At 50.2% G+C, this 25,866-nt stretch carries 17 protein-coding genes; 8 read left to right on the top strand and 9 right to left on the bottom strand.

Annotated features, from left to right (window positions below; all coding sequences use genetic code 11):
* Positions 1–613 precede the first annotated feature (613 nt).
* Entirely contained in the window at positions 614–1,978 is a 1,365-nt protein-coding gene (locus AC3WQT_RS28495; RefSeq protein ID WP_492709344.1) for a FecR family protein, read from the bottom strand.
* Between the two features lie 444 nt (positions 1,979–2,422).
* Between AC3WQT_RS28495 and AC3WQT_RS28490 the strand changes: the two genes are divergently transcribed.
* From AC3WQT_RS28490 to AC3WQT_RS28470, 5 genes are all read left to right on the top strand, one after another.
* Positions 2,423–4,288 carry a CHASE2 domain-containing protein gene (locus AC3WQT_RS28490; RefSeq protein WP_492709342.1) on the top strand — a complete coding sequence of 622 codons (1,866 nt, stop codon included), beginning with the start codon at positions 2,423–2,425 and terminating at the stop codon, positions 4,286–4,288.
* The gene (locus tag AC3WQT_RS28485; protein ID WP_492709340.1) at positions 4,285–5,526 is read left to right on the top strand and encodes a tetratricopeptide repeat protein; all 1,242 of its coding nucleotides are present in this window, start codon (positions 4,285–4,287) and stop codon (positions 5,524–5,526) included. Before AC3WQT_RS28490 ends, AC3WQT_RS28485 begins: the two co-directional genes overlap by 4 nt.
* A 115-nt stretch (positions 5,527–5,641) precedes the next feature.
* On the top strand, positions 5,642–6,451 hold the full coding sequence (locus tag AC3WQT_RS28480) for a Crp/Fnr family transcriptional regulator (protein ID WP_492709338.1): 810 nt from the start codon (positions 5,642–5,644) through the stop codon (positions 6,449–6,451).
* Between the two features lie 39 nt (positions 6,452–6,490).
* Positions 6,491–8,014 (top strand): MBOAT family O-acyltransferase, encoded by a 1,524-nt coding sequence (locus AC3WQT_RS28475; protein WP_492709336.1) that lies wholly within the window; start codon positions 6,491–6,493, stop codon positions 8,012–8,014.
* A gap of 12 nt (positions 8,015–8,026) precedes the next feature.
* Positions 8,027–9,004, top strand: coding sequence for a hypothetical protein (locus tag AC3WQT_RS28470; RefSeq protein ID WP_492709334.1), 978 nt, complete (start codon positions 8,027–8,029; stop codon positions 9,002–9,004).
* Between the two features lie 34 nt (positions 9,005–9,038).
* Here the strand turns inward: AC3WQT_RS28470 and AC3WQT_RS28465 are convergent, their stop codons facing one another.
* Together AC3WQT_RS28465 and AC3WQT_RS28460 are read right to left on the bottom strand one after the other, a co-directional pair.
* Positions 9,039–12,341, bottom strand: a complete 3,303-nt coding sequence (locus AC3WQT_RS28465; protein ID WP_492709332.1) for a glycosyltransferase family 4 protein — start codon at positions 12,339–12,341, stop codon at positions 9,039–9,041.
* Positions 12,342–12,399: 58 nt separating this feature from the next.
* A complete protein-coding gene (locus tag AC3WQT_RS28460) occupies positions 12,400–13,689 on the bottom strand; it encodes a class I SAM-dependent methyltransferase (RefSeq protein WP_492709330.1) in 1,290 nt (429 codons plus the stop codon).
* Between the two features lie 348 nt (positions 13,690–14,037).
* Here AC3WQT_RS28460 and AC3WQT_RS28455 point away from each other — a divergent pair, with 348 nt between their 5' ends.
* The 3 genes from AC3WQT_RS28455 to AC3WQT_RS28445 are packed head-to-tail and all read left to right on the top strand — an operon-like array spanning position 14,038 to position 17,551.
* Positions 14,038–15,492 (top strand): mannose-1-phosphate guanylyltransferase/mannose-6-phosphate isomerase, encoded by a 1,455-nt coding sequence (locus tag AC3WQT_RS28455; RefSeq protein ID WP_492709328.1) that lies wholly within the window; start codon positions 14,038–14,040, stop codon positions 15,490–15,492.
* A gap of 23 nt (positions 15,493–15,515) precedes the next feature.
* Complete coding sequence (locus AC3WQT_RS28450) at positions 15,516–16,310, top strand: ABC transporter permease (RefSeq protein ID WP_492709326.1); 795 nt, start codon at positions 15,516–15,518, stop codon at positions 16,308–16,310.
* Positions 16,307–17,551, top strand: coding sequence for an ABC transporter ATP-binding protein (locus tag AC3WQT_RS28445; protein ID WP_492709324.1), 1,245 nt, complete (start codon positions 16,307–16,309; stop codon positions 17,549–17,551). The genes AC3WQT_RS28450 and AC3WQT_RS28445 overlap by 4 nt, the downstream gene beginning before the upstream one ends.
* Positions 17,552–17,568: 17 nt before the next feature.
* Here AC3WQT_RS28445 and AC3WQT_RS28440 read toward each other — a convergent pair whose 3' ends face one another.
* The 6 genes from AC3WQT_RS28440 to AC3WQT_RS28415 all read right to left on the bottom strand — a co-directional run bounded on the left by AC3WQT_RS28440 (position 17,569) and on the right by AC3WQT_RS28415 (position 25,857).
* Complete coding sequence (locus AC3WQT_RS28440; RefSeq protein WP_492709322.1) at positions 17,569–18,693, bottom strand: glycosyltransferase family 4 protein; 1,125 nt, start codon at positions 18,691–18,693, stop codon at positions 17,569–17,571.
* A gap of 12 nt (positions 18,694–18,705) precedes the next feature.
* Positions 18,706–19,914 (bottom strand): glycosyltransferase family 4 protein, encoded by a 1,209-nt coding sequence (locus AC3WQT_RS28435; protein ID WP_492709320.1) that lies wholly within the window; start codon positions 19,912–19,914, stop codon positions 18,706–18,708.
* Complete coding sequence (locus AC3WQT_RS28430) at positions 19,911–20,807, bottom strand: GDP-mannose 4,6-dehydratase (RefSeq protein ID WP_492709348.1); 897 nt, start codon at positions 20,805–20,807, stop codon at positions 19,911–19,913. The genes AC3WQT_RS28435 and AC3WQT_RS28430 overlap by 4 nt, the downstream gene beginning before the upstream one ends.
* An 8-nt stretch (positions 20,808–20,815) precedes the next feature.
* The gene (gene gmd / locus AC3WQT_RS28425) at positions 20,816–21,853 is read right to left on the bottom strand and encodes a GDP-mannose 4,6-dehydratase (protein ID WP_492709319.1); all 1,038 of its coding nucleotides are present in this window, start codon (positions 21,851–21,853) and stop codon (positions 20,816–20,818) included.
* Between the two features lie 256 nt (positions 21,854–22,109).
* Positions 22,110–22,778 carry an orotate phosphoribosyltransferase gene (gene pyrE / locus AC3WQT_RS28420; RefSeq protein ID WP_492709317.1) on the bottom strand — a complete coding sequence of 223 codons (669 nt, stop codon included), beginning with the start codon at positions 22,776–22,778 and terminating at the stop codon, positions 22,110–22,112.
* A 73-nt stretch (positions 22,779–22,851) separates the two neighbouring features.
* The gene (locus AC3WQT_RS28415) at positions 22,852–25,857 is read right to left on the bottom strand and encodes a glycosyltransferase (protein WP_492709315.1); all 3,006 of its coding nucleotides are present in this window, start codon (positions 25,855–25,857) and stop codon (positions 22,852–22,854) included.
* Positions 25,858–25,866 lie beyond the last annotated feature (9 nt).

The following is a 25,866-nucleotide window of genomic DNA, read 5'->3' as shown; positions in this document are numbered from 1 at the left end:
TCGGCAATTTGGTTCAGCGTGAAGCTTTGGGCCATCCAGTACGCCAGACCATTTGGGTCCGCTGGACGGTTGAAGTATGCGATGTAAAGCTTTTGGATATCAGCAGCTGTATTAGCCATTTAAGAACTCCTAATTTAATTAATTTAAAAAGTGCGAAGCTTGCTTTTTAGGCACTTACTCGCGTTACGGCAAGCAGATAATCGCAGAAGCACCCAATCGAAGATGTGACTGAAATCACATTTTCAAAAAAAAGCAATACCTAACAACATTTGGCTTGTTATTCCGAAATTTTTCATTTGCTCTGCAGAAACAGCTTTCAAATGAAAAGCCTAGATATGACTTTGCCAACCTACAATTATAAGGCCTGACCTGAAGTAAACCAAAATGAATATTTCGTTACATCAAATAACAAAATCATTTACAGACTTAAGTATTATCTGATGTAGCAAATCAACCCGGCCAAGACACAGACCCACGCTGTGTGCTTTAAGTTCAAGCCTGTATATAGGCAATATCATTTGTGAACTTTTTCGAGGTTTCTTCCTACAAATACAAAAGGGCTTCCGCAGAAGCCCTTTTGTATTTCAACGACAGGATCAAGCAGTATTAAATATTACTGTTTACCCCAATTCGTCACTCCATACACCATGCGCGTGCCATCTTCATTCAATTTTGACTGGAATATATAAGCTGCAGTACCGCCTTTTTCATTAGTCACAACCCCTTGTATGGACATATTTGCAGCTGGCACATATTGATTTGCACCATATAAGATACCCGTGCTGGTAACAGTTCCCTCACCTTTCAAGGCAAATTTTTCACTACCAGAAATCACATCAAACCCCGTAGTGAATGTCGCTTTAGCAAAATCCAGCTGCAATTTAGCGTTTTCCAGCTTGGCTGCCGACTCCAGACTCTTGATATTATCTACGACAACTGCCTGACTATCTTTCAAGGCAAAGCCCATAGAACCAGTGGTTGGAACTTGCCATTCCGTATTTTTAGCCTGAAAAATAGCAAAGTAAGCATTAGTACCACGTGCAGAAGCGCCATTCTGGTCTTGCTTGGTAATATCAAAGTCAGCTTTTTGGCCGAAAAGCTCAAACCAGCGCCCCCAGATAATGGTGTTAGTCAATGCTGCACCATTGCCATTGCCAGCACCATTATTATTTGGCGTTTTGTTGGTATTCGAAGCCAGGGTCTGTTTGACACCACCGACCTTGTTGGGGTCAAGATTAGGATCCGTTGCAGCTGGGGCAATCAAAGTAGCGCTATTATTAGCTGCACTTTTACTGCCCGGTTCATCTGGCCTTGGAGGAGCAATGGCATCTGGCGTTAAACCAGGAGCTGATTGCAATAATTGCGGCTTGCTCTGACCTTTGTTGATCTGCAATAAAACACCTTGTTGACGGGCGAATAACTCGGCAGCGGCAACACCTTCACACGGACCTGCACCTTGTGGTGAGCAAGCACCGCCAAAACCACTGACAACAATGCCACCATCAACAACGACTACACGCGTTGTATCCTTGTCGGTAAAGACTGTGAAGTCCGTACCACGCACACCGATAGCAGCTACAGGAGTATTAAAGCGGAAATTCTGTCTCGCCAGTTTCACGGCGCTACCAGAAACACTGCGTGCAACGCCAGAGATCAACTCCAACTTGACACGCGTATTGGCAGGATTCTGTTTATCAATATGATAATTGACAATGCGAGCTTCACTATTCGGGCGCACGATCAACAAACCATCATCCATGGTTTTCAAATAAATGTAACCATCGGTCCCAGTTTTAATACTGGCTCCCTCTGCAACGGCACTATCAACGCTTGCTGATTTTCCATTAATGTCAACCTTGCCCCAGACTGCCGTGACTTTCACCGCATCTTCTGCGTATGCCATCGCGGGAATCGCCAGCATGAATGCCAGCATCCACCGGACCAGCTGGCTCAGCACATTCTCTGTTTTACTCTTCATATTATTTCCTCGCTTGCCTGAGCAACCGGCAAAGACTTTCACACCGGGCACACATTGCTCCGGCTTATACCGATTTACACTTGCTCATTTACACCTGCTCATATTTTTAGCATTATCCACTGAAATACAAAAAATATTGTGACGGTGATCACAATTTACGATTTCAGGCTACTATAACAGTTTTTTGCCAAGCCATTGAAAGCAGAAGCATTATCATGGATGCACAAAGCAATGATGGATAAACAAGTATTCTCGCCAAGACTATGCATCAATTTATTGCCGTCACGCAAAAAGATGTACAAGTTTTAACACACTTTATTTAATCCAGCTTATGATGCTGCCAAAATCATTTTGATTGATATGAACTTCCAGATCACCTCATTGCCCAGTGAATAATTCAACGGACCTTCTTACGCAATCATGAGGCCTGTATCTGAGTTTTTTTTGCGTATTCCTGCCAAAACCTATTTATGGCTGGTGATAGCCATCATGGCGGTCGGCTTGTGCGCGCTGAACGAGTGTTTGCCGGAAAGCCGCCGTCCTCTGCCAGGTGATGAGTGGGTAAGAGACCAGTTTGTACAGCTACGTGCAAAAAACCAGCCGGAAGAACGCCTGGCACTGATAGATATTGATGACCATAGCATTTCCGTATTAGGGGCAGCGCCATGGCCCAGGGAGCGCATTGCTGATTTGATAGAGAAACTTATTACTGAGTTTGATGTACGCGGCGTCGCCCTGGATATATATTTTGAAGAACATAAAGATACAGTAGGAGACCAAAGACTGGCAGCACTGGCAGCACATGGCCCGGTAGTATTGGCTCAGGCATTTGATTTTGACAAAAACAAACAGACACCGGCGCGCAACGGCCAACTGACAGGCGGCACCCCGGTTACTGCCTATACTCAGGCAGAGCGTGCCAGCATGGCGCAAGCCACGGGCTATATTGCCAATCATTCTGGCCTCAGCAATGCGCGCTACATCAGCAATATCGGATTTGTGCCTGACTCAGATGGAACTTTACGGCGAATTCCAGTTCAGACTCGCTTCGAAGGGAAAGTTTACTCTGAATTATCACGTGTCTTGCTGGAATGCTGCTCAAAGATGCGCAAAGATCAGCTGTTTGCGCATAAGAGCCGTTTTTCAGATGTAGATGAAAATGGGTTTTCGCGCGTTGAGTATAGCCGCACACTGTCTTCATATGAAGTCGTGCCTGCCCTGAGTGTGTTGCAGGATACGACGCCGCTGGAGGCTTTGCGCGGCAAATATATCATCATAGGCTCATCTTCCCTGGCATTGGCGGACAGAGTACCAACGCCATTATGGTATTCGACCAGCGGTTTTCTGGTACACGCTCAGGCGCTGAGTACGATGCTGGATGAACATGAAGGAAGAACCTATGTGAAATGGCCGGGGCGTTTGATTGCCGTATTGTTTACACTGCTGACTGCAGGAATGGCGATGTTTATGTTCCCTCGCTTTTCTGCTCTGTCAAATACCCTGATGCTGGGTCTGGCTTCAGTTGCCTGGGTGGCACTGGCTTATCTGGTGGTAGACCATGATATGTGGTTTTCCCCAGTCGGCCCCCTGGCAGCGAACTTTTTTTTATTGGCGGTTGCCGTACCTTTTGGCTGGCAAACTGCGCAACGCAAATCAAGAAGGTTATTAGGGACTCTGCAACAATATGTCGCCAAAGCAGTTGTACAAGAATTATTACGAAGTGATTTGAAAGACCCGCTGGCACCAAGGCAACTGCATGTAACTACGCTGATTGCAGATATGGAGGGCTATACCAGCCAGGTAGAAAACTTGCCCATGGAAGAAGCCGCCAGCCTGACACGTGAATTTCTCGAATGCCTGACTGGTCCCGTGCTGGGCAAAGGTGGCACACTGGATAAATACACTGGCGATGGCCTGGTAGCTTTTTGGGGAGCACCGCTGCCTGTAGAAAATCATGCCGATCTGGCTGTGGATGCAGCAATAGAAATCGTCAGAAATGTCAGAAAATTGAGTGCCCAATACGAACAACAAGGGAGAAAAAAGATTAGAGTAAGAATCGGAATAGAAAGCGGCATTGCGATTGCAGGAGATTTTGGCAGTTCCTTCCGTAGCATTTACACCGCCGTCGGCGACAGTGTAAATACAGCATCACGCCTGGAGGATGCAGCTCGTCATTACCCGCATGACATCATTATCGGCAAGGGTACCGTGGATGGTTCAATCAGACATCAGTTCCAGCCACTGGGCGAGCGTCTGCTGAAAGGCAAGGAAAAACCGACTACCATATACACGGTAGAGGTTACTGCATGAGAATGTCCCATAAGATAGCGCGTCAATTACCAATCTTGATGCTGTTGCTGGTATTTGGCAGTGCTGTCGCAAAAGCTGACAATGAAGCGGAAAGTGAAAACCTGTACCTGGAAGCATTGAAAGCCATCAGCGAAAAGCGCAACGATGATGCCAAGGCCATGCTAAGTGCCCTGATAGAGAAAAAGCCATTGCACGCAGGTGCGTGGCTGGATCTGGCGATGCTACAGTGCAAACTGGGTAATAAAGAAGAGGCCGATAAAGTATTGTTTAAAATGCGGCAAAACTTGCCTTTGTCAGAAGACCAGTTATATAAACTGGAATTATGGCAACCCAAAAGTTGTATTCCTGCCGCACCTGAACGGCGTATTGCCTTAGCTGTAGAGGCAGGGTATGACACGAATGTTAATCAAGGTGCCAGCAATCCCTTTTTCACATTCGGGAGTGGTACCGAACAAATAACCTTGCAGCTTTTGCCTGAATATCAGCCCAAAGCAGACCGGTTTGCAAGTTTATCTGGCAACATCTCTCAGGAAATCAGTAATAACGGTACTCTGGGCTTTGCTCAGGTACGTCTGCGCAGTTATGACAGCCTGAGCGCGTATAACACACTGGCGCTTGCCGTCGGCGTAGAAAAACCGTGGAAATGGCAAGACTACAGTATCAGAGGTACCGGCCTGATCAGCGCGCTGAGCCTGGGTGGTAAACTGTATCAAAAGCAGGAAATCGTACAATTGCGCATGTCACCACCAGTCGGTCAGGATAGTCCCTGGCGTTTCAGTGCAATAGCCGGATTGACCAATGTGCAGTATCCGACTCTGGGTAATTTTGATGCACACACCTTGGAATTACGAGGCCTGCTGTCCTACGAAACCCAGAAATACCAGTTACAAGCTGGCCTGGCAGCAATGGCAGACCGCGCTCATGCAGATAGACAGGGCGGACACAGGACTGGCTATTATGGCAATTTGAATCTGAGGCGCCAATTATTCCAGCAAAGCGAGCTTGAATTAGGCTGGAGCAAGCAAGTATGGCAAAGTGCAGAGATTTACTCACCCAATCTGATTGATGTAGCAAGGCGACAAGATATCCAGATGGTGAAAGCTGGATTAAATTGGTATTTCACAGACAAACAGTCACTGCAATTGGAATTCCGTGCGATAAATAACAAGGAAAATATCTCCATCCTTCAATACAATAGCAAGTCGGTACAATTGAGCTGGCAATGGCAAAATTTCTGAATTTTAATTTTATGTCAGCATCATCACTTGCCATCATCTATGAATCAGGAAATATTGAAAACGAATGAAGGGTCACCAATTGGCAATACAAGCCCCTTCAACATTGGATTGATCAATGACAGTATCAAATAACGAAGTCGCTGTTATTCACAACAAGGCACCGGGCGGGGAGTCGCAAACGCCCTTGCCTGGGCAGTTGCAATTAAATATTCCCATTCAGACCAAAGTACAGGTCAAAGTCAACCAGATTACAGTCAACTTGCGCAATATCCCCCTGTTAATGGGGTTGAGCGACGAGGACATGAACAAGGTCAAGGGCGACATGCGCGTGCGTCACTTCAATAAACGGGATGTGGTATTGCAAAAGGGTGGCATCGGTGACAGCCTGTTATTTTTGCTCTCAGGACAATTGCAAGTCGTCGATGTTACCGAAGATGGCCGCGCTATTGGTTTGCGCATGCTAAAGGAAGGTGATTTTTTTGGTGAAATAGCCATCATCAATGGCACTCCGCGTTCTGCCTCGGTAGTCGCTTTGAGCAATGTGCTAGTAGGCTTTTTACCCAGTGCCACGGCACTGCATTTGTTTTCGCACTCACCAGCCATGGCAAACATGATGCTGCGCCATCTGGCTGAAAAAATCCAACGCGATTCTGAATTCCGTGCCTTGCTCAGCATAGGCAATACTTCGCGTCGCATCTACGCCTTCATTGCCCTGTTCAAAAAAATCATGCCAGGCAATCTCGAGGTCATAGAAAACCTGCCCACTCATCAGGACATTGCCATGATGATCAACACCAGCCGCGAAACCGTTACCCGCGCGCTCTTGCATCTGGCCCAGCAAGGCATAGTCGAAAAAGACTTGCATCGTCTCATCATCCGCAAACCTGACGAGCTGCAAAAACTGGCGCTGGGCGCTACCGTGTGAACACAGCCGCACACCTGATACAGTGCCAGGCTGCCCGCCATGCTATTTAATTCCTTTGGATTCCTGTTCCTCTTCCTGCCCATCACACTGGCAGTATGGTGGCTATGCAAGCATCAATGGGGATTAAGACCGGCTTTGGGCTGGCTGGTGCTGGCTTCGCTGGTATTTTATGCAGTCTGGGATGTGCGTTATCTGGCAGTGCTCCTGAGTTCGATCAGTATCAATTTCTGGCTCGGTGGCAGCATCCTGAAGGCCAGGCAGCAAGCGCTGGATCTGCACGCAACAAGATGGATGAAGGCAGGCATCGTCTTTAACCTGCTGGTACTGGGTGGTTTCAAATACACCTATTTTTTGCTCGCCAATCTGTTCGCGGCATTCCATGCAGCACCACCGATAGACCCCATCATCCTGCCATTGGCAATCTCGTTTGTCACCTTCCAGAAAATTGCCTATCTGGTTGATTGCAGGCATGGTGATGTGCACAGACACAATGTGCTCGACTATCTGTTTTTTGTTTCCTTTTTTCCGCAACTGATCGCCGGGCCTATCGTGCATCACAAGCCTTTGATTGCGCAAACCAGGGCAGATGAAAATCCCCTGTTCAGACAAAAAGAAGCACTCATCACCGGCGTGTGTTTTCTCGCACTTGGCTTGTTCAAAAAAACCATCCTGGCCGACAGCATGGCGCGCTATGCCAGCCCGGTTTTTGAGCTGGCCAGGCAAGCAACACCGGGTAGCGAAGCAGCATGGCAGGCCATGCTGGCGTATAGCTTGCAATTGTATTTTGATTTTTCTGCGTATTCAGACATGGCAATAGGCCTGGCGCTGATGTTTGGCTTCAAGCTGCCAGTCAATTTTTTCTCGCCTTATAAAGCCACTTCCATCATCGACTTCTGGCGGCGCTGGCACATGACGCTGTCCAGTTTCTTGCGCGATTATCTGTACATACCCCTGGGCGGAAACCGCCACGGCCAATTCATGCGTTACCGCAATCTATGGCTGACGATGCTGCTAGCTGGCATCTGGCATGGTGCTGGCTGGAACTTTTTTTTATGGGGTGCTTTGCATGGCACTATGCTGCTCATCAATCACTTCTGGCACCATGTACTGGAAAGCAGTTCAGCGCTAAGCAGACTATGGGGGAAACTACCCAAAATAATTACTATCGCTGTGACCTTCATCCTCGTTGCCTTCGCCTGGGTATTGTTCCGTGCGCCTGATATGACAAGTGCCGGACATATGTATACCGCTTTGCTGCAACCTGGCTCAGGCGTACATCTACCCGCCCTGCCCTGGAAAAATATCGCCCAGATATTTGAAGGCTTGTTGAGCACAGCACCAGATGCAGGCTGGTTGTGGATAGGCATAGGCATGGCTGTCGTCTGGTTCTTGCCTAACACGACAGAATTACTGAATTACGATCCCAGCCCGAATATCGCAATCAGACCACTCAGCGAAAAAAGGCAAATCACATTCGGTATCATTGCAGGCATCTGCCTGTGGTTTGCGCTGAAATGGATGGCAGTCAGGCCAGCCACAGAATTTTTGTATTTTAATTTTTAGTTGGGCGAGGATATGAAGAAATTCTTGCTCGCATTGACCGGCAGTTTTTTGGTTCTCAGCCTGTTATGGATAGTCGGCATCAAATACCAGCTCGGTTCGCCGACAGCCAGCTCACGCTGGGTTTATGATGCTTATCAACATAAAATCCACGCAGCACAAGTAGTCAAAACACCACGTGTATTGATCGTGGCAGGTTCAAATGCCATGTTTGGCATAGATTCAGGCATGCTGGAAGATTACTGGCACAAACCTGTCGTTAATCTCGCTGTCAATGCAGGGCTAGGCTTGCCTTATATACTGGATGTATCACGTCGAGTCGCACGCCCCGGCGACACCATACTCATGCCCATGGAATATGCGCTTTACCTTGATGAGGGCAAAGCCAATTCGCAGATTATCGACTATGTCATGGCCAGGGATCTCGATTACTGGCGCAGCCTGTCACGCATTACTCAACTGCAATATGCCGCAGGTTTGGGAGCAGATCGCTGGCTGCATGGTTTGCGGCATTTGCCAGACGGACCGGTCACCAGCGGCACTTATGGAGCTCATCATCTTGATACAAGAGGTGATCAGACCCACACAAGCGCAGCAGAACGCAGCGCTGGCGATATCGCCTCAGTCAAAGCAACCAAAGCCTGGGATTACGCGCATAGAGCAGCCATAGAAACTGGCGGCTGGAAGCTCATGGAAAATTATGCGAAATGGGCAAAGGAAAATAACATCTGCCTGATCGCCATGCCCACAGTCTTGCTGCATCATGCCAAATACGATACAGATGCAGAAGACCTGGCCTTTTACGCAGGGCTACCAGACCGCATGAATCAACTGGGCATAGCGTATCTGGGGAAGCCAAAAGATTTCATGTATCCGGAGAGCTGGTTCTTTGATACTGATCACCACCTGCAAGACTGGGCCAGACAAAAGCATACTGCAAAGCTGATCGCTTTACTGCAAACACGTTCTCAGGCAGCTTGCGGCCGGCCATAAAAAACGGCGGAATATATCCGCCGTTTTTGTGCGCTCAGATGCGACCAATATCGATATCCAGTGCATTCGCAATACCATCAATCGTATTCAACAAGCGTTGCGACAAGGCTGGCCATTGTCTGGTGGCAGTCCAGGCCTTCGCCTGTATTGCTTTCTCTTTCAGCCTTAGTTCATCATGTAAAATTGCAGTGATGCCTTCAGCAATATCTGCAGGTTCGGTACCAGGCAAAACATGCACCGCATCTTTGACATCATCAAAAATCGACAAAGGCGTCACTGCTACCGGGCGGCCAGAAGCCAGCCCCATGCGTACTGCAGCGCTCGAAGATTCCTGCGTTTGCTGATACGGATAAACAATCAGGTCTGCCTGCTGCAGCCATGACTGGCTGATTTCATCCGTCAGATAATCCGACAGGAAAGTCACATGCGCATCCAGGCCTGATTCAAAAATCAAATGGCGGCATTGATGATATTCATTGTCGGACAAGCCGGATGGATAGAGTGAATTGACCAGCAACAAATGATAATTCCTGCCCTGCCCGCGCAATTTTATAAATGCCTTGATCAATGCCTGTACGCCTTTATGCGGCAACAGGAATCCGTAAGCGGCGATCACAGTCTTGCCTGTCAGACTCGCAGTATCCACTCTGGCTGCAGCATGCTCCAGCGTTGGCATCAAGCCCTGCGGAAAAAACACCAGATTATCCGCAACACCCAGGTTCTTGAGACGGTTCATGTCATCCAGGCCATGCACGAAGATACGGTCAGCCAGATTCAATTCGGCAACGATAGTGGACAAGCTGATCAGTCCATCTTCTCTTTGCACGTCGGCTGTCGAATGAAAGAATAAGTGGATCGCCTTGCCGTCTTCCTTGACACGCCTGATCAGGCGCGCCATGGCTGCCAGTGAAAAGAAACCGAAATTGTATTGGACAACAATCACATCCAGTTTCTGTTCCTGGATCATCAGCCAGGTATGCTCCAGATCCTCGTCCATGCTGGCATCCCAACTACGAATGACATTCTCAGCATCGCGCGCTGTTCTTTCAGGGATATGGCTGCTCAGATAAACCACCCTGTCCTGCGGCATGCCAGCAGTCAGGAAAGAAGAATACGAAGCGATACCACAACGCGCATTCCAGCTACTGATCCAGCCTATGCGCGGTTCCTTGCGCAACAGCGGTTGTTGCTCAAGCGCTGCAATCGCCTGGCGGGTTCTGCTGGCGACATCTGACCATGCATAGTGCGTTGATATAAACGCATGCGCTGCTGCAGTTTTTCTGGCGATGACATCTGCCGGGCTGGCATGTACTTCCCGCATCAGCGCCGCCAGATGATTGACATCAGGGTCTGCCCAGGCTGAATGCGTGGAACTGAAATGCGAAGTTGATTTGGCGTATTGATAGTCACATAGCCAGATCCTGCTGTCGTCGCAGAAATCCATCTGCCCGCTCCATGCGGTAGCAATCACCGGCAGTTTCAGCCACATTGCTTCAGCTACCGGCAAACCATAGCCCTCGCCACGGCTGGGGGCAACCAGCACATCACATGCCTCATACAAGCCACGCATTTGCGCCTGGCTATAATCATCCATGATGATCAGCACATGCGGGAAATCCGGATCAGCGGCCTGAAGTGCCGCCAATTGTTCAGCCACATCATTATGCGGATTGGGAAAAGTCTTGATGACCAGGCTGACCTCATCACTGGCCCGGTAAGACTGGCCATAAGCTAACAACAAGGCATCAGGCCCCTTGCGCGGGAAACAGGATGAGACATGCAGGAAACGATAAGCCTTGAGGCTATCCAAAACAGCCTGCGGTACCGGTAGCGCAGCAACACGCATGACATGATCAACACCATTGCCAACAGCAGCAATCGGTACACGCACACCATTGTCACGCAAGACTGTGCCGACAAAGCGCGACACCACCAAAATCAAATCCAGCTTGCGGTTGAATTCATTGACAAACTCTTGCGGGAAACCCGTCTCTTCCCAACCATAGGAATTCACGATCCTGACGCGCGCCTGCATATCATCCAGCGTCGGCGGATAGCAATTGCGCAAGGCCAGGTCAGGCATATTTACTGCCTGTTGAGATACCGTTTGCAATTCAGCGATATCAGGATTGGCGGCCAGGAAATCTGCCGAGGCTGCGAAGTCACCATAACCTTCACGGCTGCGCAAACCCAGTTGCACAGCCTCGTCATTTTGGGATGCCAAGGCACGCGTCAGTTCACGGTTGACGATGGCCAGGCTATAGGTAGAATCGAAAGGGCCCTCGATTTGCCACAGGGGCTTTTGCTGTTCATTGGTAGCCACTGCCTGTTGAGGAATTTGTGCGCCCAGCTTTTGCAGGAATTGCTGCAAATCTGCCTGAATTTTTTGACGCGAGAAGCGTTGGATATTTTGTCGCTGACCGGCAATGATGCGACGGCGCAAAGCCGGCTCAGTTAAGAGCATATGCACATGCGCGGCGCAAGTGGCCGGGGTCACGTCAGCATCCAGCAAGATGCCTGCGCCGCCCATGGTGGAAGTGACGCCTTCAGTAGCACGTGCAATCACTGGCACATCATGCAGCATGGCTTCGATCAGAGGCATGCCAAAACCCTCATGTTCGCTGAGACTGACATAGGCGTCAGCATTGCGGTACAGGGCCAGCAAATTCTCATCAGAAACTTTGCCTGTCATCAGCACCTGTGCCTCCAGCTTCAATTCAGCGATGCGGGTACGCACTTCCTGTTCATACGGCATGCTGGTGACACCACCTGCCAATATCAGGCGTACTGACTGGCGCGAGAAATGGCGCAATTCATCGAGCATGTCCAGCAATTGCAACTGATGCTTATGTTCGCACAAACGGCCAACAAACAGGATATTGTGGGCACCGCGCAAGCTGTTCATCAGCTCCGTGTTATAGCTATGATGCTGCCAGCGCGTCACGTCCACCAGTAAGGGAATCGTCGTCACATCTGTATGGCCAGCCGCACGCAATTCAGCACTGTTCAAATCAGAATCACCGATGGCAGCCTGAAAATCCTGCGCCCACAATGCCAATTGCTGCCTGCCCAGCATGCTTAATTCAGGCAAGCCATTATCGGGTAAAAATTGTGGCGGAGTGATGTTGTGGTACACCAGCACCTTGCACGCTTTGATGTCTTTGAGCCAGGCGCAATTCTCATAGCCCAGGCTGTGATGCACCAGCAGGATGTCATCTTCAGCAAGCTGCAATTCACTATAGTGCTGCACTTCATCACGCACTTCGTCCTGCACAAGGTCACAATAAATGGCGGAAGTAAAACCCATCTCGCGCAAGAGCTTGCGAGTAAAGAACATGCCATTGCTGACGCCGTCACCTCTTCCACAGGAAGGGCTGAATTGATGTATCTGCATCTTATTTACGACCTATGACTGCATAATCCTGAGCACCGAATAATTCCTTATTGAGCAGTGCTTCAACCTCAGTGCCACCGTGCAGCAAGTGATCATCAGGGTAAGGATGCAAACGCAAAATTTCTGCATGGCTAAAGCCACGCTGCCGCGCCATGAATTCAGCCACCTGTGGCACGATAGGATGCAAATGGGTAGGGTCAAAATAAAAATTGCAGGCACCCACCTTGAGGTTTTCCGGATTCGGAGTCTCAAAAATAATGACGCCACCAGGGCACAATGCATGACGGGCTGCATCAAACAGCGCAATCAATTGCTCGAACGGCAAATGCTCTATGATCTGAAAACCAGTCACTGCTCCTATGCTGCCTGCAGGCTGTTCGCGCAAATAGGCAATGGCGTCAGCATGGCGGCACAGAAAACCTTGGTCCAGACAGGCATTGACCATAGAGATATTCATATCCACGCCCATCGCAGGTATGCCTTGTTCATCGAGCAATTCCAGCCATTCACCACGGCCACAACCGACGTCGATGACCAGCTTGCGTTCGTCTTTTGCCTGTTCGCTGATATGCGCCAGATACGGCAAATAGACTTTCAAGCGCTCCTTGATATCAGCACGTGAACCGCGGAACAAGGCTTCGAATTCCAGATAAAACTGATCCTGGTCAAAATCGCTGGCAACTTTGGCTACGGGCTGGCTAGTGTTGGCAGGAACGAGCTGATTTGCTGGCTCCGTAGTAATTACAGCAGCTTGCTCAACCTGCTTAATACCGTTTTGCAAACCAGCACGCATCATCAGGTTCATGGAACGCAACTGCCGACCTATGTGCAGGCGATCCAACTCCATTAACCTGTTACCAATATCAAGTGCATCGTATTTTTCCAGCCGTATGGCGAGTTTTTGCTCTTCCATTTTCAAGATTTTTTGTTCCTGACTGCGCAACTGCAATTGCAAACCATCAATCTGCCTTTGCAAATTTGTCAACGCAACTTCGGTCTGGAAGCGGGTGCGCGGCAAGCGCAACAATGCCTGGCCCCAGGCCAATGCATAACCCAGACCTGGTATGGAACGCAATTTCTGGCGCAAACCTTGCGGCGGTGCTGATACTTCAGCATTTTGTTGAGCAATATCTTGCTGATTCAACATGATTTCCCTTGCATCATCCTGCTCTGCCCCCATCTCATTCGAAGCAATGCCGACGGGTGTTGAATGCTTCCTGCTTTTCAATATCAAACTGGTCTTGTCAGCCAGTTGCTGTGCTTCGCATTCAGATTTGTTCTGTGTTGCCATATTCGCCATATAATCCGGATGTTTTATTCATAATAGGCGGCAAATGATTCGTGTTTAGACCGCTAAAAGGCTAGAAAAAGGGGTAGAAGTATAAATGATGATGTAAACTGCGACGAAATTATCAGCGTCTGCAAATTTCCAGATTATTTCAGCTTCAGACTTTTTGCCTGACTCTGGCTTACCCTTCAGGTCCTGCAAGTTTAGCCTATTCAGCAATTGCTCACATCTGACCAGCCTAGCCGGAGGAAAATTGCCGCTGATTGCATACTTATTGCAATATATTAAATATTTTATAATGATTTGCCTCAGGACATAAACCCAAAGGCATAAAGATTACGAAAGTTATCCATGTTATTACAGCCTGTCATTCTCTCCGGGGGATCTGGAACCCGGCTATGGCCGCTATCGCGTGAAAAGCATCCCAAGCAATTGCTCGCCCTGATAGGCGAAGAGACCATGTTGCAGGCAACTGCAACACGCGTCAGGGACTTTTCTGGTGCCGTGGGCGTGGCCGAAAGAATGATCGTGGTCTGCAATGAAGAATACCGCTTCATCACGGCAGAGCAATTGCGCGTCGCAGGTTTCAACAACTGCAGCCTGTTGCTCGAACCAAGCGGTCGCAATACAGCCCCGGCATTAACACTGGCAGCCCTGGCAGCGGTGGCATCAGACACTGATGCAGTCCTGCTGGTGATGCCGGCTGACCATGTCATCAATGATAAACAGGGTTTTCACCAGGCCATACAAGATGGTCTGCAACAAGCCATCGATGGTGCCATGGTGACTTTTGGTATCGTACCAGACCGCCCTGAAACCGGTTATGGCTACATCCAGACTGGCGATGTGTTACCAGGCCAGGCGGTGCGCGAACTGCAGGCCTTTGTAGAAAAGCCGGTATTGGAGGTAGCCCAGCAATATCTGGATGGTGGCCGCCATTTATGGAATAGCGGCATTTTCATGATGCGTGCAAGCACTTGGCTGAAAGCCATACAGCACTTTCATCCAGCCATGCATGAGGCCTGCAAACTGGCAATGGACAAAGCCAGCATCGATAGCGACTTTGTCCGCGTTGATAAAGAAGCCTTCCTGTCTTGCCCTTCTGACTCCATTGACTATGCCGTCATGGAAAAACTGGCCAAAGACCAGTATCTGCATATCCCCGGCTATGTCGTGCCTTTCAATGCAGGCTGGTCTGACGTAGGTGCCTGGGATGCGGTCTGGCAAGTGTCAGACAAGGATGAGAACGGCAATACTGCCCATGGCGATGTGCTGCTGGAAGACTCGCGCAATTGCCTGGTAATTTCTGACAGCCGCCTGGTTGCCTGCCTGGGTCTGGAAGATGTCATCGTGGTCGAAACACCAGATGCGGTACTGGTTACCAATAAAGCCAATACCCAGAACATCAAACGTGTTGTAACCCGCCTGAAAGATGAAAACTATACCCAGACCGATAACCACCGCAAGGTCTATCGTCCATGGGGACATTATGATTCTGTCGATAGTGGCGAACATTTCCAGGTCAAACGCATCGTCGTCAAACCGGGTGGCCGTCTTTCGATGCAAATGCATCATCACCGTGCCGAACACTGGATCGTGGTCAGTGGCACAGCGCTGGTCACGCGTGGCGAAGAAGTCATGACCCTGGTTGCCAATCAATCCACCTACATCCCGCTGGGCGTCAAGCACAGGCTGGAAAACCCGGGTGTAACCGATCTTGAACTGATAGAAGTGCAATCCGGTACTTACCTGGGTGAAGATGATATCGTCAGATTCGATGATATCTATGGACGTGTTGCAGGCTAATCCCTGCTAAGGAAAACCAAGCTTTGAAAGCTGTACTTATCTCATTGTGGCACTACCGCCACTTTATCCTGTCGTCCATCAAGGCCGAGTTTGCCGGGCGCTTTGCGCGCAGCAAACTGGGTGCCCTGTGGATGATTTTAAATCCTCTGGCACAAGCTACCATCTTCGCTATCGTCTTGTCTGAAGTGCTGGTCACCAAGATACCAAATATCGAAAACAAGTCGGCCTATGCGATTTATCTGATGGCTGGTATGGCAGCCTGGGGTTTGTTTGCGGAAATCATGACACGCTGTACCACGGTGTTTATTGACTATTCAAACACGCTGAAAAAAATCTCTTTCCCCAGACTCTGCCTGCCTGTGATCGTTGGTGGCAGCGCCCTCATCAACCACTTGTTATTGCTGGCAGCAATAGCAGTCGTGTTTTTATTCTTTGGCCACATGCCGACAGCAGCATGGCTGGTACTGCCGCTGGGCATGCTGCTGATCATCCTGTTTGCCTTTGGCCTGGGCATCATACTAGGGCTGCTGAATGTATTTTCACGCGACGTTGGTCAGGTCATGGGCATCGTCCTGCAACTGTGGTTCTGGTTCACGCCTGTGGTCTATCTGATGGACAATATGCCCAAGCGCTTTATCGCGGTATTAAACCTGAACCCGATGACACCGCTGGTCAAGATCTACCAGAACGCGTTGCTATATGGCGCAGTACCAAACGTGGCAGATTTGCTGGTTCCTGTGCTGATTTCATCCGGCATGTTTATATTTTCATTCTGGATTTTCCGCCGTGCCAGCGCAGATCTGGTGGATGCATTATGAGTCAAATTGTATTGAGTGTCTCTGGCGTTGGAAAATGCTATTCGAAATTCAGCGGCCTGTTGTCACGCCTGATGTACTGGGCTGGGCTGCCAGTAAAACCTGCGTATGAATACTGGGCCAACCGCGATATCAGTTTCAATGTGCCTGCGGGCCAGGCAGTAGCCATCATAGGCCAGAACGGCGCAGGTAAAAGCACGCTACTGAAAATGATTACCGGTACGGTACGGCCAACAACTGGCAGTATCGCCGTCAGCGGCCGCATCAGCGCGATGCTGGAACTGGGGCTGGGTTTTAACCCTGAATTTTCTGGCAGGCAAAATGCCTATATGGCGGGCGGTCTGATGGGTCTCAGTGGTGAGCAGCTGGACGAGCTCATGCCAGGCATAGAAAGCTTTGCTGAAATTGGCGCCTTTTTTGATCAGCCCTTGCGCGTGTATTCCAGCGGCATGCAGGCACGCCTGGCTTTTGCTGTTGCCACTGCAGTGCGCCCGGATGTACTCATCGTTGATGAAATCCTGTCGGTGGGTGACAGCTATTTCCAGCACCGCAGTTTCGACCGTATACGTCAGTTCAAGGAACAGGGCACTTCCATCATTCTGGTCACGCATGGCATGGGTGATGTGCGTAGCCTGTGTGATCACGTCATCCTGATCGATAAGGGTTGCGTACTCAAGCAAGGTGCGGCAGATGAAGTGGTCGATTATTACAATGCGATGATTGCCCGCAAGGAAAACGAAAATTTCTCCGTTGAGCAGAACCGCAATGAACAAGGCTGGCTGCAAACACGTTCAGGCACAGGCATGGCGACTGTCAGCAAGCTCACCTTGCGCGACCAGGACAGTGATCAGGTACTGGCCGCGGCCCACGTAGGGCAAAAGGTCAAACTGGTGGCTGAAGTGCAATTGCGTGCCGACATCCCGGAACTGGTGCTGGGGCTGATGTTACGTGACAAGCAAGGCAGCGTCATCTGGGGCAGCAATACATGGTATTCGCAACAGGTGCAAAATGATTTGCGCCAGGGTGATACGCTGGAATTTGTCCTGCCCTTTGAATGTCCTTTGGGACCAGGTTCTTACTCTGTCACCACTGCACTGACCAAGGCAAAAACCCATCTCGATGAAAACTATGAGTGGTCAGATAATCTGCTGGTGTTTGATGTCATCAATGTGGATCACACTGAGTTCATCGGCAGCAACTGGCTGCGTGGGGAGTTTGAAATCAGGAAATTGACGGTAAGCTAGGCAAACTTACTTGTGCCTTATTTGTGCTTATGCTCATCTATGACTTGCTGGTAAAGGCGGGCATAATTGCTCGCCATTTTATCGGCGGTGAATAAATCCAGATAACGCTGACGCGCATTGATACCCATTTGTGCCGCCTCTTGCGGATGTGCCAGCAAATATTCCATGGCCTGCCTGAAAGCTGCCGGATCACTCGGTGGTACTACCATGCCAGTCTGGCCGGCGACATTGATATAAGTCGTACCGGTGCCGATTTCGCTCGAAATCATGGGCTTGCCATACATCGCCCCTTCCAGCAATGAAATGCCAAAAGCTTCCGAACGCAGGTGTGAAGGAAATGCCAGCGCATAACACAGCGTTAGCAAGGCGACCTTGTCAGGTTCAGGCAAGGCACCAAGGAAATGCACGTTCTTCAGTTGCAGGCTTTCTGCCTGGCGCTTGAGTTCGATTTCTTCTGGCCCGTCACCAACGATGACGATAGGGATATCCGTCCCCGCCGCCGCTTCCAGCAGGATATGCAGGCCCTTGTAGTAACGCAACATGCCGACGAACAGGAAAAAGTTTTCACCTACCCTGGTACGCCATTTCGCCAGCAGCTCCGCTGAGGGGACTGGGTAAATACTATTGTCCAGACCATAGGTGATCACCTCGGTCTTGTCTTTATACAGTTCCAGCGTCGGGCTGGTGGCCAGATAATTGGGCGAGGTCGCCACAATGCGGTCTACATCGCGCAAGAACTGGTGTTTGAGCGGCGAATACAGTTTCAGTAAATATTTTTGCCTGACGATGTCCGAGTGGTAAGTGACGACACTGGGTTTTTTGATACGCCCCAGGAAATGAGCGATATCCATGAAAGGCCAGGGAAAGTGATAGTGAATCACATCCGCCTGTTTGGCCAGTTCAACAAAACGCGACAACGCCGACCAGGAGAAACCGGTTGAAGCAATTTCAAAATTCAAATGGGCGCGATGTACCTTGTGTCCTTCAAATTCTATCAGCGGGCGGTCCGCATCGCGTGTCAGGGTCAGTACTTCATTTTCCACACCCAGACGTGTTGTACCCACCGCCATCTGGCGTATGACTTGTTCAACGCCACCGAAGGTGTCGGGGTAATAGGTGCGGTAGAAGTGCAGGACTTTCACTGGGCGCTATCCTTAACCGGCTCTAACCGTATTGACCGTCTTGACCATCTGATAGGCAGCCACGGTGTTACGCACACAGGCATCCCAGGTCAGCTCGGCAGAACGCTGCAAACCGCGTGTTTTGGCGATGCTGCGCCATTCTTCATCCTCCAGCGCCTGGCGCAAGCCATCGCGTATGGAATTAACATCCGCCGGGTCTACCAGCATGGCGGCACCAGCGGCTACTTCTGGCATGGAAGAACAATTCGAAGTCAGCACAGGCACACCACTGGCCATGGCTTCGGCGATAGGCAAACCAAAACCTTCATACCAGGATGGATAGGTAAACAAGCGGCAACCGGCATACAGGATGGGGAGCAATTGCTGGTCAACGAAACCCAGGTATTTGATCCAGCCTTCACGCTGGCCTTTTTCTATCTCGTCATGAATGGCTTCGCTTTGCCAGCCCTCGCCACCCACCAGTACCAACGGCCAGCGCTGACGCAGGCTATCTGGCAAGGCACGGTAAGCTGCCAGCAAATGCAGCAGGTTCTTACGGGGTTCTATGGTCGAGACGAAAAAACTATAACCATCCGGTTGCAAGCCAAATTCATGCAAGACTGGCGCTGTTTCTTCTGCAGTATATGGGTGGAAAACTTCATCGACACCCAGCAAAACGGCGCGCACCTGATCAGGGCCCAGACTGAATTCCTGCATCACTTCGTCTCGCGTCGCCATGGAGTCTGTCAACACCAGGCTGGCCCGCTGGATTGCTTCAGGAATAGCAATGCGCATGCGGTCTATCCTGGCCTTGGGATGCCATTGCGGATACCGGTAAACCGATAAATCATGCACCGTCACCACACTGGGCAAACGGGTTTTGGGTACGAAATAATTAGGGCCGTGAAAAATCCCGTCTGGCACACTGTTCAATTGGCGTCCAGCAAGGATGGGCAGTAACTTGCCATACAAGCGCGCCACCATGGGTAGCTGCCCCAACTGGCGGCGTATGCGGCTTTTGTAACTGGTTCTGGCTGGTGCCGTGACTACTGGCCCTGTTACTGTTGCATCAGTATTTGCTGGCTGATCTATGCGTGGCAAATCGCGCCAGAAACCATCTGACAAATAACGTACAGATTCTATCTCTGTCTGCAAAGGCAGGCGTGTGGCAAGTTCCCATGCGTATCTGCCTATGCCAGCCAGTGGTGGGTGTATGGCTTCTATAGACAGGACGACATTCATGCTGCGTCCTTGTGCTGCAGCATCCAGGCCAGCGTATCGCGCAAGGCGATGGCAGGCAATTCACCTATGCATGCCTGCAAACGCTGACCATTTCCCATGAGTTTATGTACCTCATTGGCACGCACAAATGCAGGGTTCACATGTACCTTGATTTCGTAACCAGCAAGTTCGCTGGCCATTTGCAATACAGAGCGCAAAGTATGGGCCGTGCCGGAACAGATATTGAAAGTCTGTCCTGCAGGTGCCTGCTCCAGCAAGCGGGCATATGCCTTGGCAACCGTGCGTACATCAGAAAAATCCCTGGCGACGTCCAAATTGCCGAGTTCTATATCACTAGCCTGACGGCGGTAATGGTTGATGATTTTAGGCAGCAGGAAATTTTCTGTCTGGCCAACACCGGTGTAATTGAAGGGACGGGTCACAATGATGGGCAATTTATCCATCCATAAACGCGCCACATGCTCCATCGCCAGTTTGCTGACGCCATAATCATTGGCAGGCTGAGCAGGTTCACTCTCTGCGATGACTTCTGTACGGGTATTGCCATAGATATTAGCGCTGCTGGCGACCAGCACGGCTTTTGGCTTTTTATCCAGGCTGGCCAGTGCTTCCAGCAAATTACGGGTACCGACCACATTGACGCGATAAATTTCTGCAGCATCGCCATGGGCAACAAATGAAATGGCGGCAAGATGGGCAACCACATCTGGCTGGATTTCTGCTACCAGTTCAGCCAGGCGCTGCTTGTCACCCAGATCGACGGCAAAATTGTCTTGCCCAGGTGCTTCTGCTCCGTGGGTAGTACCAAAAACCCGGTAACCAGCCTCTTTCAGTTCTTGCGCCAGATAACGACCTGTAAATCCCTTAATACCTGTTATCAGGGCGCGCGGCATCGCAGACATCAGAACGACGCGCCGTTCTGATTACGGCGCAAATCCGCTTCTACCATCATCTGGCACAATTCTTCCAGCGTGGTTTTCGGTTCCCAGCCCAGCACTTTTTTGGCTTTGGCAGGGTCGCCGATGAGCAATTCAACTTCGGCAGGACGATAGAATTTTGGATTGACACGCACCAGCACTTTGCCGCTTTTTGCGCACGTAGCTGTTTCGTGTTCGCCTTCGCCTGACCATTGCAACTGTATGTCTGCTGCCTTGAAAGCCATGGTGACAAAATCACGCACAGTTTCGGTACGGTTGGTCGCCAATACAAAAGTATCTGGCTTGTCGGCTTGCAGCATGCGCCACATGCCTTCTACATATTCCTTGGCATAACCCCAGTCGCGCTTGGCGTCCATATTGCCGAGTTCCAGCACGTCGAGTTTGCCGAGCTTGATCTTGGCGACAGAATCAGTAATTTTACGCGTCACAAATTCGCGGCCACGCAGCGGAAATTCATGATTGAACAAGATACCGCTACAGCCAAAGATACCATACGATTCGCGGTAATTGATGGTCATCCAGTGCGCATACAACTTGGCTACGCCATACGGGCTGCGAGGATAAAACGGTGTTGATTCAATTTGTGGCACGGCTTGCACCTTGCCAAACATTTCGGACGTCGAAGCCTGATAGAAACGGATTTCAGTATTAACGATACGAATTGCTTCAAGCAGATTCAAGGCACCGATACCGGTAATTTCTGTCGTAGTCAGCGGCTGTTCAAACGACACGCCAACAAAACTTTGCGCTGCCAGGTTATAAACTTCGGTCACGCCTGTAGTTTGCAGCAGACGTATGCTGGCCGATAAATCGGTGAGATCATATTCAACCAGATGCAAGGCAGGATGAGTAGCAATACCCAACTCTTCTATGCGCCAAAAATTGACTGAACTGGTACGGCGATACGTGCCATAAACGGTATAGCCTTTTTCCAACAGCAATTGAGCCAGATAGGCTCCGTCCTGACCAGTAATACCAGTGATTAACGCTTTTTTACTCATTCAAGAAAACCTCTTCGCCATGGCGAACATTCAAAATTCTTCGTTCAAAATTCTTTTTGCTAACCAGATAATGGACCGCTAGTTTGAATCCATCTGTGACAGTGATCACAATTTATCCACAGTTGCACAGTATACAATGAGTGTTCGCCGCACTGCGGAAAATTAATGCAAGCGCATGTAAGTGCTACTACTTAGAGCTCATTCAAACCGGATAAACGTCAATTATCTGGAATTATTTCTATATTATTAATACCAATCAGTCCAGCGCGCCATAACGCTTGCGGTAAGCGGCGACTGCCTCTTTATATTGAGACAACTGCACATCACCGCCAGCAACCGACAGATAATCAAATAAATCATTCAGGTTGGCGATAGAAACGACCGGCATGTCATACGCCTGGCCGACTTCTTGCGCGGCAGAATGGGCAGAGAGGGCATCATCCTTGCCGGAACGTTCCATACGGTCCAGGGCGATCAGCACTGCGCTTGGGGTAGCGCCAGCGTTACGGATCAAGTCCACCGATTCACGCACCGATGTGCCTGCAGAAATAACGTCATCAATGATGACGACCTTGCCTGCCAGTTTGGCACCGACAATGCTGCCGCCTTCGCCATGATCCTTGGCTTCTTTGCGGTTATACGCAAACGGTACGTTCCTGCCCATGCGCGCCAGTGCCACTGCGGTGGCTGATGCCAGGGTAATGCCCTTATAGGCAGGACCAAACAGCATGTCAAATTCCAGGCCAGAATCCAGCAAGGTACGTGCATAGAAATCGGCGATTCTGCCGAGATTGGCACCATCATTAAACAAACCGGCGTTAAAAAAATAAGGTGAGGTGCGACCGGCTTTGGTGACGAATTCGCCAAAGCGTATCACTCCAGCCTCGACTGAAAACTGTATAAAATCTTGTCTCAAAGTACTCAAAATAACCTCAATTCCTTTAATTTGTGCCGTTTTCTTTACCAGACCACAGCATAACATGCGTCCTTGTCAGGATTTAGTCTGTTTCAGGCGGTAAAACCAGTAAAAATTCCGTCATCAGCGCCTTAGACACTGACAAATCCACCATATTTGCCTGCATTTGAGTGGAAATGGCGTTACAAGTGACACCAAGTTGTTGTAATTGCATGGTCTGCATTTGCAAATCTTTACATCCGGATAAATCCAGATACAAATCTCCCGCGCGGATGGCGACAAAATCGTCTGCTGGCGGCAAGCCGGGCAAGTCCAGTTGCTTGAAAGTCCAGTCTCTGGCGTAACGATAATCGGGGCCTGCATACCAAACCGGCTCAAAGCGCAAATCCTGGCGCTTGAGCACCAAACTTTCCAATACCGCTTTCAAACCTGCGGGAATGATGTCCTGCGACTGGCACCACGCACTGACATCCAGCATCACCATGCATTTGCCGGGGCGAGGCGTGCAATTGGCCAGATGGCGCGCCAGTTCGCGTAAATCATCGTTTGCTACTTCTGCCTGCAAGTGTGGATGTTGCGGCGACACGGGCGAGATGTCAGCAATGGCGGCCAGGCTGCGGTGCATGCGCGCGGCTGGTTCTGTCAGTGCAAATTCTTCTATCGCTTCGGCATACATACGTGCGGCCAGTGCAGGTGCATGATGTTCTTGCACAAACTGCCTTGCCCTTTGCCCCACAGCCTTGCGAAGCGCGGTGTCATCATGTAGCTGGCTGATGCTTAGCAATAATTCAGCTTGGGTAAAATTGTCTGGCATTGCCTGCACAGCATTTTCCGGTAGTTCTGCCATGGCGCCGTTACGGTTCAAAATCACAGGCAAACCATAAGCCATGCATTCAAGGACAGCAGCCGAGGTTTCGCCACGTGAGAGCGTGCGCAATTGCACAGCACCATCGGCAGCCTGCATGTATAAGGCAAATTCTTCTGCAGTTGTAAAACCGGTGATGCGCACACGCTCGCAATTGGCGATACGCTCTTGCAACTGCGCGCCATATTCACCCGGATCATTCTTGCCAACAAACACCAGATGGCAACGTTCGTTCTTGCCAAGTGACGATTCCAGCCAGGTATCCAGCAAAGCATGATTGAGCTTGGTCGGCCCCAGCATACCAAAGCTGCACAATACAAAATCATGCTCGTCCAGCCCCAGCTTGTTGCGTGCGAGGTGTCTGACAGATGCAGCAGGAATACGTCTCAACAAGGGCACTTGCTGCCACTGACAGGCTGGCCAGCCTTTGATCCAGGTGCGTGCGAGTTCTTGCGCATAGGCCGAATGTACTATCACACCTTCGGCACGTTCAAGTATGCCGCTACTGCAAGGATATTTGCCCATCACTGCCGTGTAATCAGGCGCATTGCGTCTTTCCAGCAAAGCTGCATAGCCATGTGAGAGGTACATATGCTGCGCCCATATACCAGGCCTGGATGAACTCATCTCAAGATTGGCGAGCGAGTCACTCAAGAAATAATCATGCAAAACCACGATGCCAGGGTAGCTGGCAAACAGCGGATACATATAAGCATGCACGGCAGAATTACCAAAATGATAGACGACACGGTCAAAGCTGGCAGCATGCTCAATAAACCACTGGCTATCATGTATGGCGAAATTGGCTGTCAGCCACGGGGCATCTATCTGGCTTTGTTCTGCAATCAGGGTGATGTCGTAATAATCGGCCAGCTCAGGCAACAAATCTGCGCTGTAGTTGGCAATGCCGGAAGCCACAGGTGGCAAAGGTGAAATATACGCCAGCCTTGGTTTGACAGATGGCAGGCACACATGGACTTTGGCAGCAGCCACTTGCTGTAAGTGGGCATGGCTGACTTCAATCGCATGCAGCGCTTTTTTGGCTGACGCATCCCAGGAAAATTTCTTGCATTGTTTCAAGCCGTGTTCGCGCAAATAGGCAGCAAATTCTGGCTGCTCCAGTACCTGCAGCATTTTTGCTGTGATGGCCCGTGTATCTCGAGGGTCAAACAAGGCATCGGGACATTCCAGCACTTCAGGCAAACTGCTGGTGTTGGCCGCAATCACCGGAGCACCACAACACATGGCTTCCAGCGCAGGCAGGCCAAAGCCCTCATGCCATGACGGGAAAACGAATAATTTGCAATCCTGATACAGCAATGGCAAATCTTCATCCGGTACAAAGCCGGTCAGTATGATTTCATCCTCTGCCAGTTCCAGTTGCGTGACCAGTGCAGCTATACGTTCGCGGTCTGCTTTTTGCACGCTGCAGACGATGGCCAGTTGGTGTTGCTGACGCACTGCAAGTGGCAAACCAGCGTAAGCCTGGATCAAGCCATCGATATTCTTGCGTATATCAATACCGCCGGTGTACATCACCATATCGCGGGTGACGCCATAGCGCTGACGCAATGCCTGCATGGTCTCATCGCTGCAGCTACGCAACTGGAAATGCTCATCCACGGCAGAAGAAATATTGACGACGCGATCTGGCGACAACTGCAGCAAATCCATGCCCTCCTGTCTCGATGAGTCAGAGATGGCCAGCAATAAATCCGCGCGTTTCAAACTGGCGAGTTTGCGGTAATACCAGGCTCTTTGTGCAGGGTCGTTCAAATACTGTTTGTCGTACATCAGGGGGATCAAGTCATACAGCGTCACCGCCGTGGGCAAATGTTCACCCGATATGGCAACGCTGGACACTGCATCATCGCCCGACCCTTCAAACAGGCTGGTGACATGGACAAAATCAGGGCGCAGGGTAGCCAGTGCCTGTTCTCTCAGTAATTCTGCCGCACGGCTGCGCCAATAGTTTTGTGGCACCAGTTCTGCCACCGGGCCGGGTGCGCCCCAGGTGACAATGCGCTCTTGCGGCACCATGCCGGCAAAGGTGTCACGCAGGGGCTGTATGGTGTCAGGGAACAAATTGCTCAGTAACAGCCAGATTTCATGCTGGCCTGCATTGCGTACCATGGCTTTGGCCAGCGCCAGTGAATAACGGCCTATGCCACGGTGGCGGCTACCAGTGGATTGACAGGCTTGTAGATCGATAATGATGCGCATGGTGGGAGG

Source organism: Undibacterium sp. FW305-107, from assembly GCF_058788535.1.
The sequence above is the reverse complement of the archived record's forward strand: the minus strand, read 5'-3'. Positions and strand labels throughout refer to the sequence as shown.

Bases quoted from the DNA above. Each gene is read 5' to 3' on its own strand.
- AC3WQT_RS28415 (WP_492709315.1), bottom strand. From the start codon at position 25,857: ATGCGCATCATTATCGATCTACAAGCCTGTCAATCCACTGGTAGCCGC.
- AC3WQT_RS28485 (WP_492709340.1), top strand. From the start codon at position 4,285: ATGAGAATGTCCCATAAGATAGCGCGTCAATTACCAATCTTGATGCTG.
- AC3WQT_RS28480 (WP_492709338.1), top strand. From the start codon at position 5,642: ATGACAGTATCAAATAACGAAGTCGCTGTTATTCACAACAAGGCACCG.
- AC3WQT_RS28455 (WP_492709328.1), top strand. From the start codon at position 14,038: ATGTTATTACAGCCTGTCATTCTCTCCGGGGGATCTGGAACCCGGCTA.
- AC3WQT_RS28495 (WP_492709344.1), bottom strand. From the start codon at position 1,978: ATGAAGAGTAAAACAGAGAATGTGCTGAGCCAGCTGGTCCGGTGGATG.
- AC3WQT_RS28475 (WP_492709336.1), top strand. From the start codon at position 6,491: ATGCTATTTAATTCCTTTGGATTCCTGTTCCTCTTCCTGCCCATCACA.
- AC3WQT_RS28445 (WP_492709324.1), top strand. From the start codon at position 16,307: ATGAGTCAAATTGTATTGAGTGTCTCTGGCGTTGGAAAATGCTATTCG.
- AC3WQT_RS28460 (WP_492709330.1), bottom strand. From the start codon at position 13,689: ATGGCAACACAGAACAAATCTGAATGCGAAGCACAGCAACTGGCTGAC.
- AC3WQT_RS28435 (WP_492709320.1), bottom strand. From the start codon at position 19,914: ATGAATGTCGTCCTGTCTATAGAAGCCATACACCCACCACTGGCTGGC.
- gmd (WP_492709319.1), bottom strand. From the start codon at position 21,853: ATGAGTAAAAAAGCGTTAATCACTGGTATTACTGGTCAGGACGGAGCC.
- AC3WQT_RS28470 (WP_492709334.1), top strand. From the start codon at position 8,027: ATGAAGAAATTCTTGCTCGCATTGACCGGCAGTTTTTTGGTTCTCAGC.
- AC3WQT_RS28465 (WP_492709332.1), bottom strand. From the start codon at position 12,341: ATGTTCTTTACTCGCAAGCTCTTGCGCGAGATGGGTTTTACTTCCGCC.
- AC3WQT_RS28430 (WP_492709348.1), bottom strand. From the start codon at position 20,807: ATGCCGCGCGCCCTGATAACAGGTATTAAGGGATTTACAGGTCGTTAT.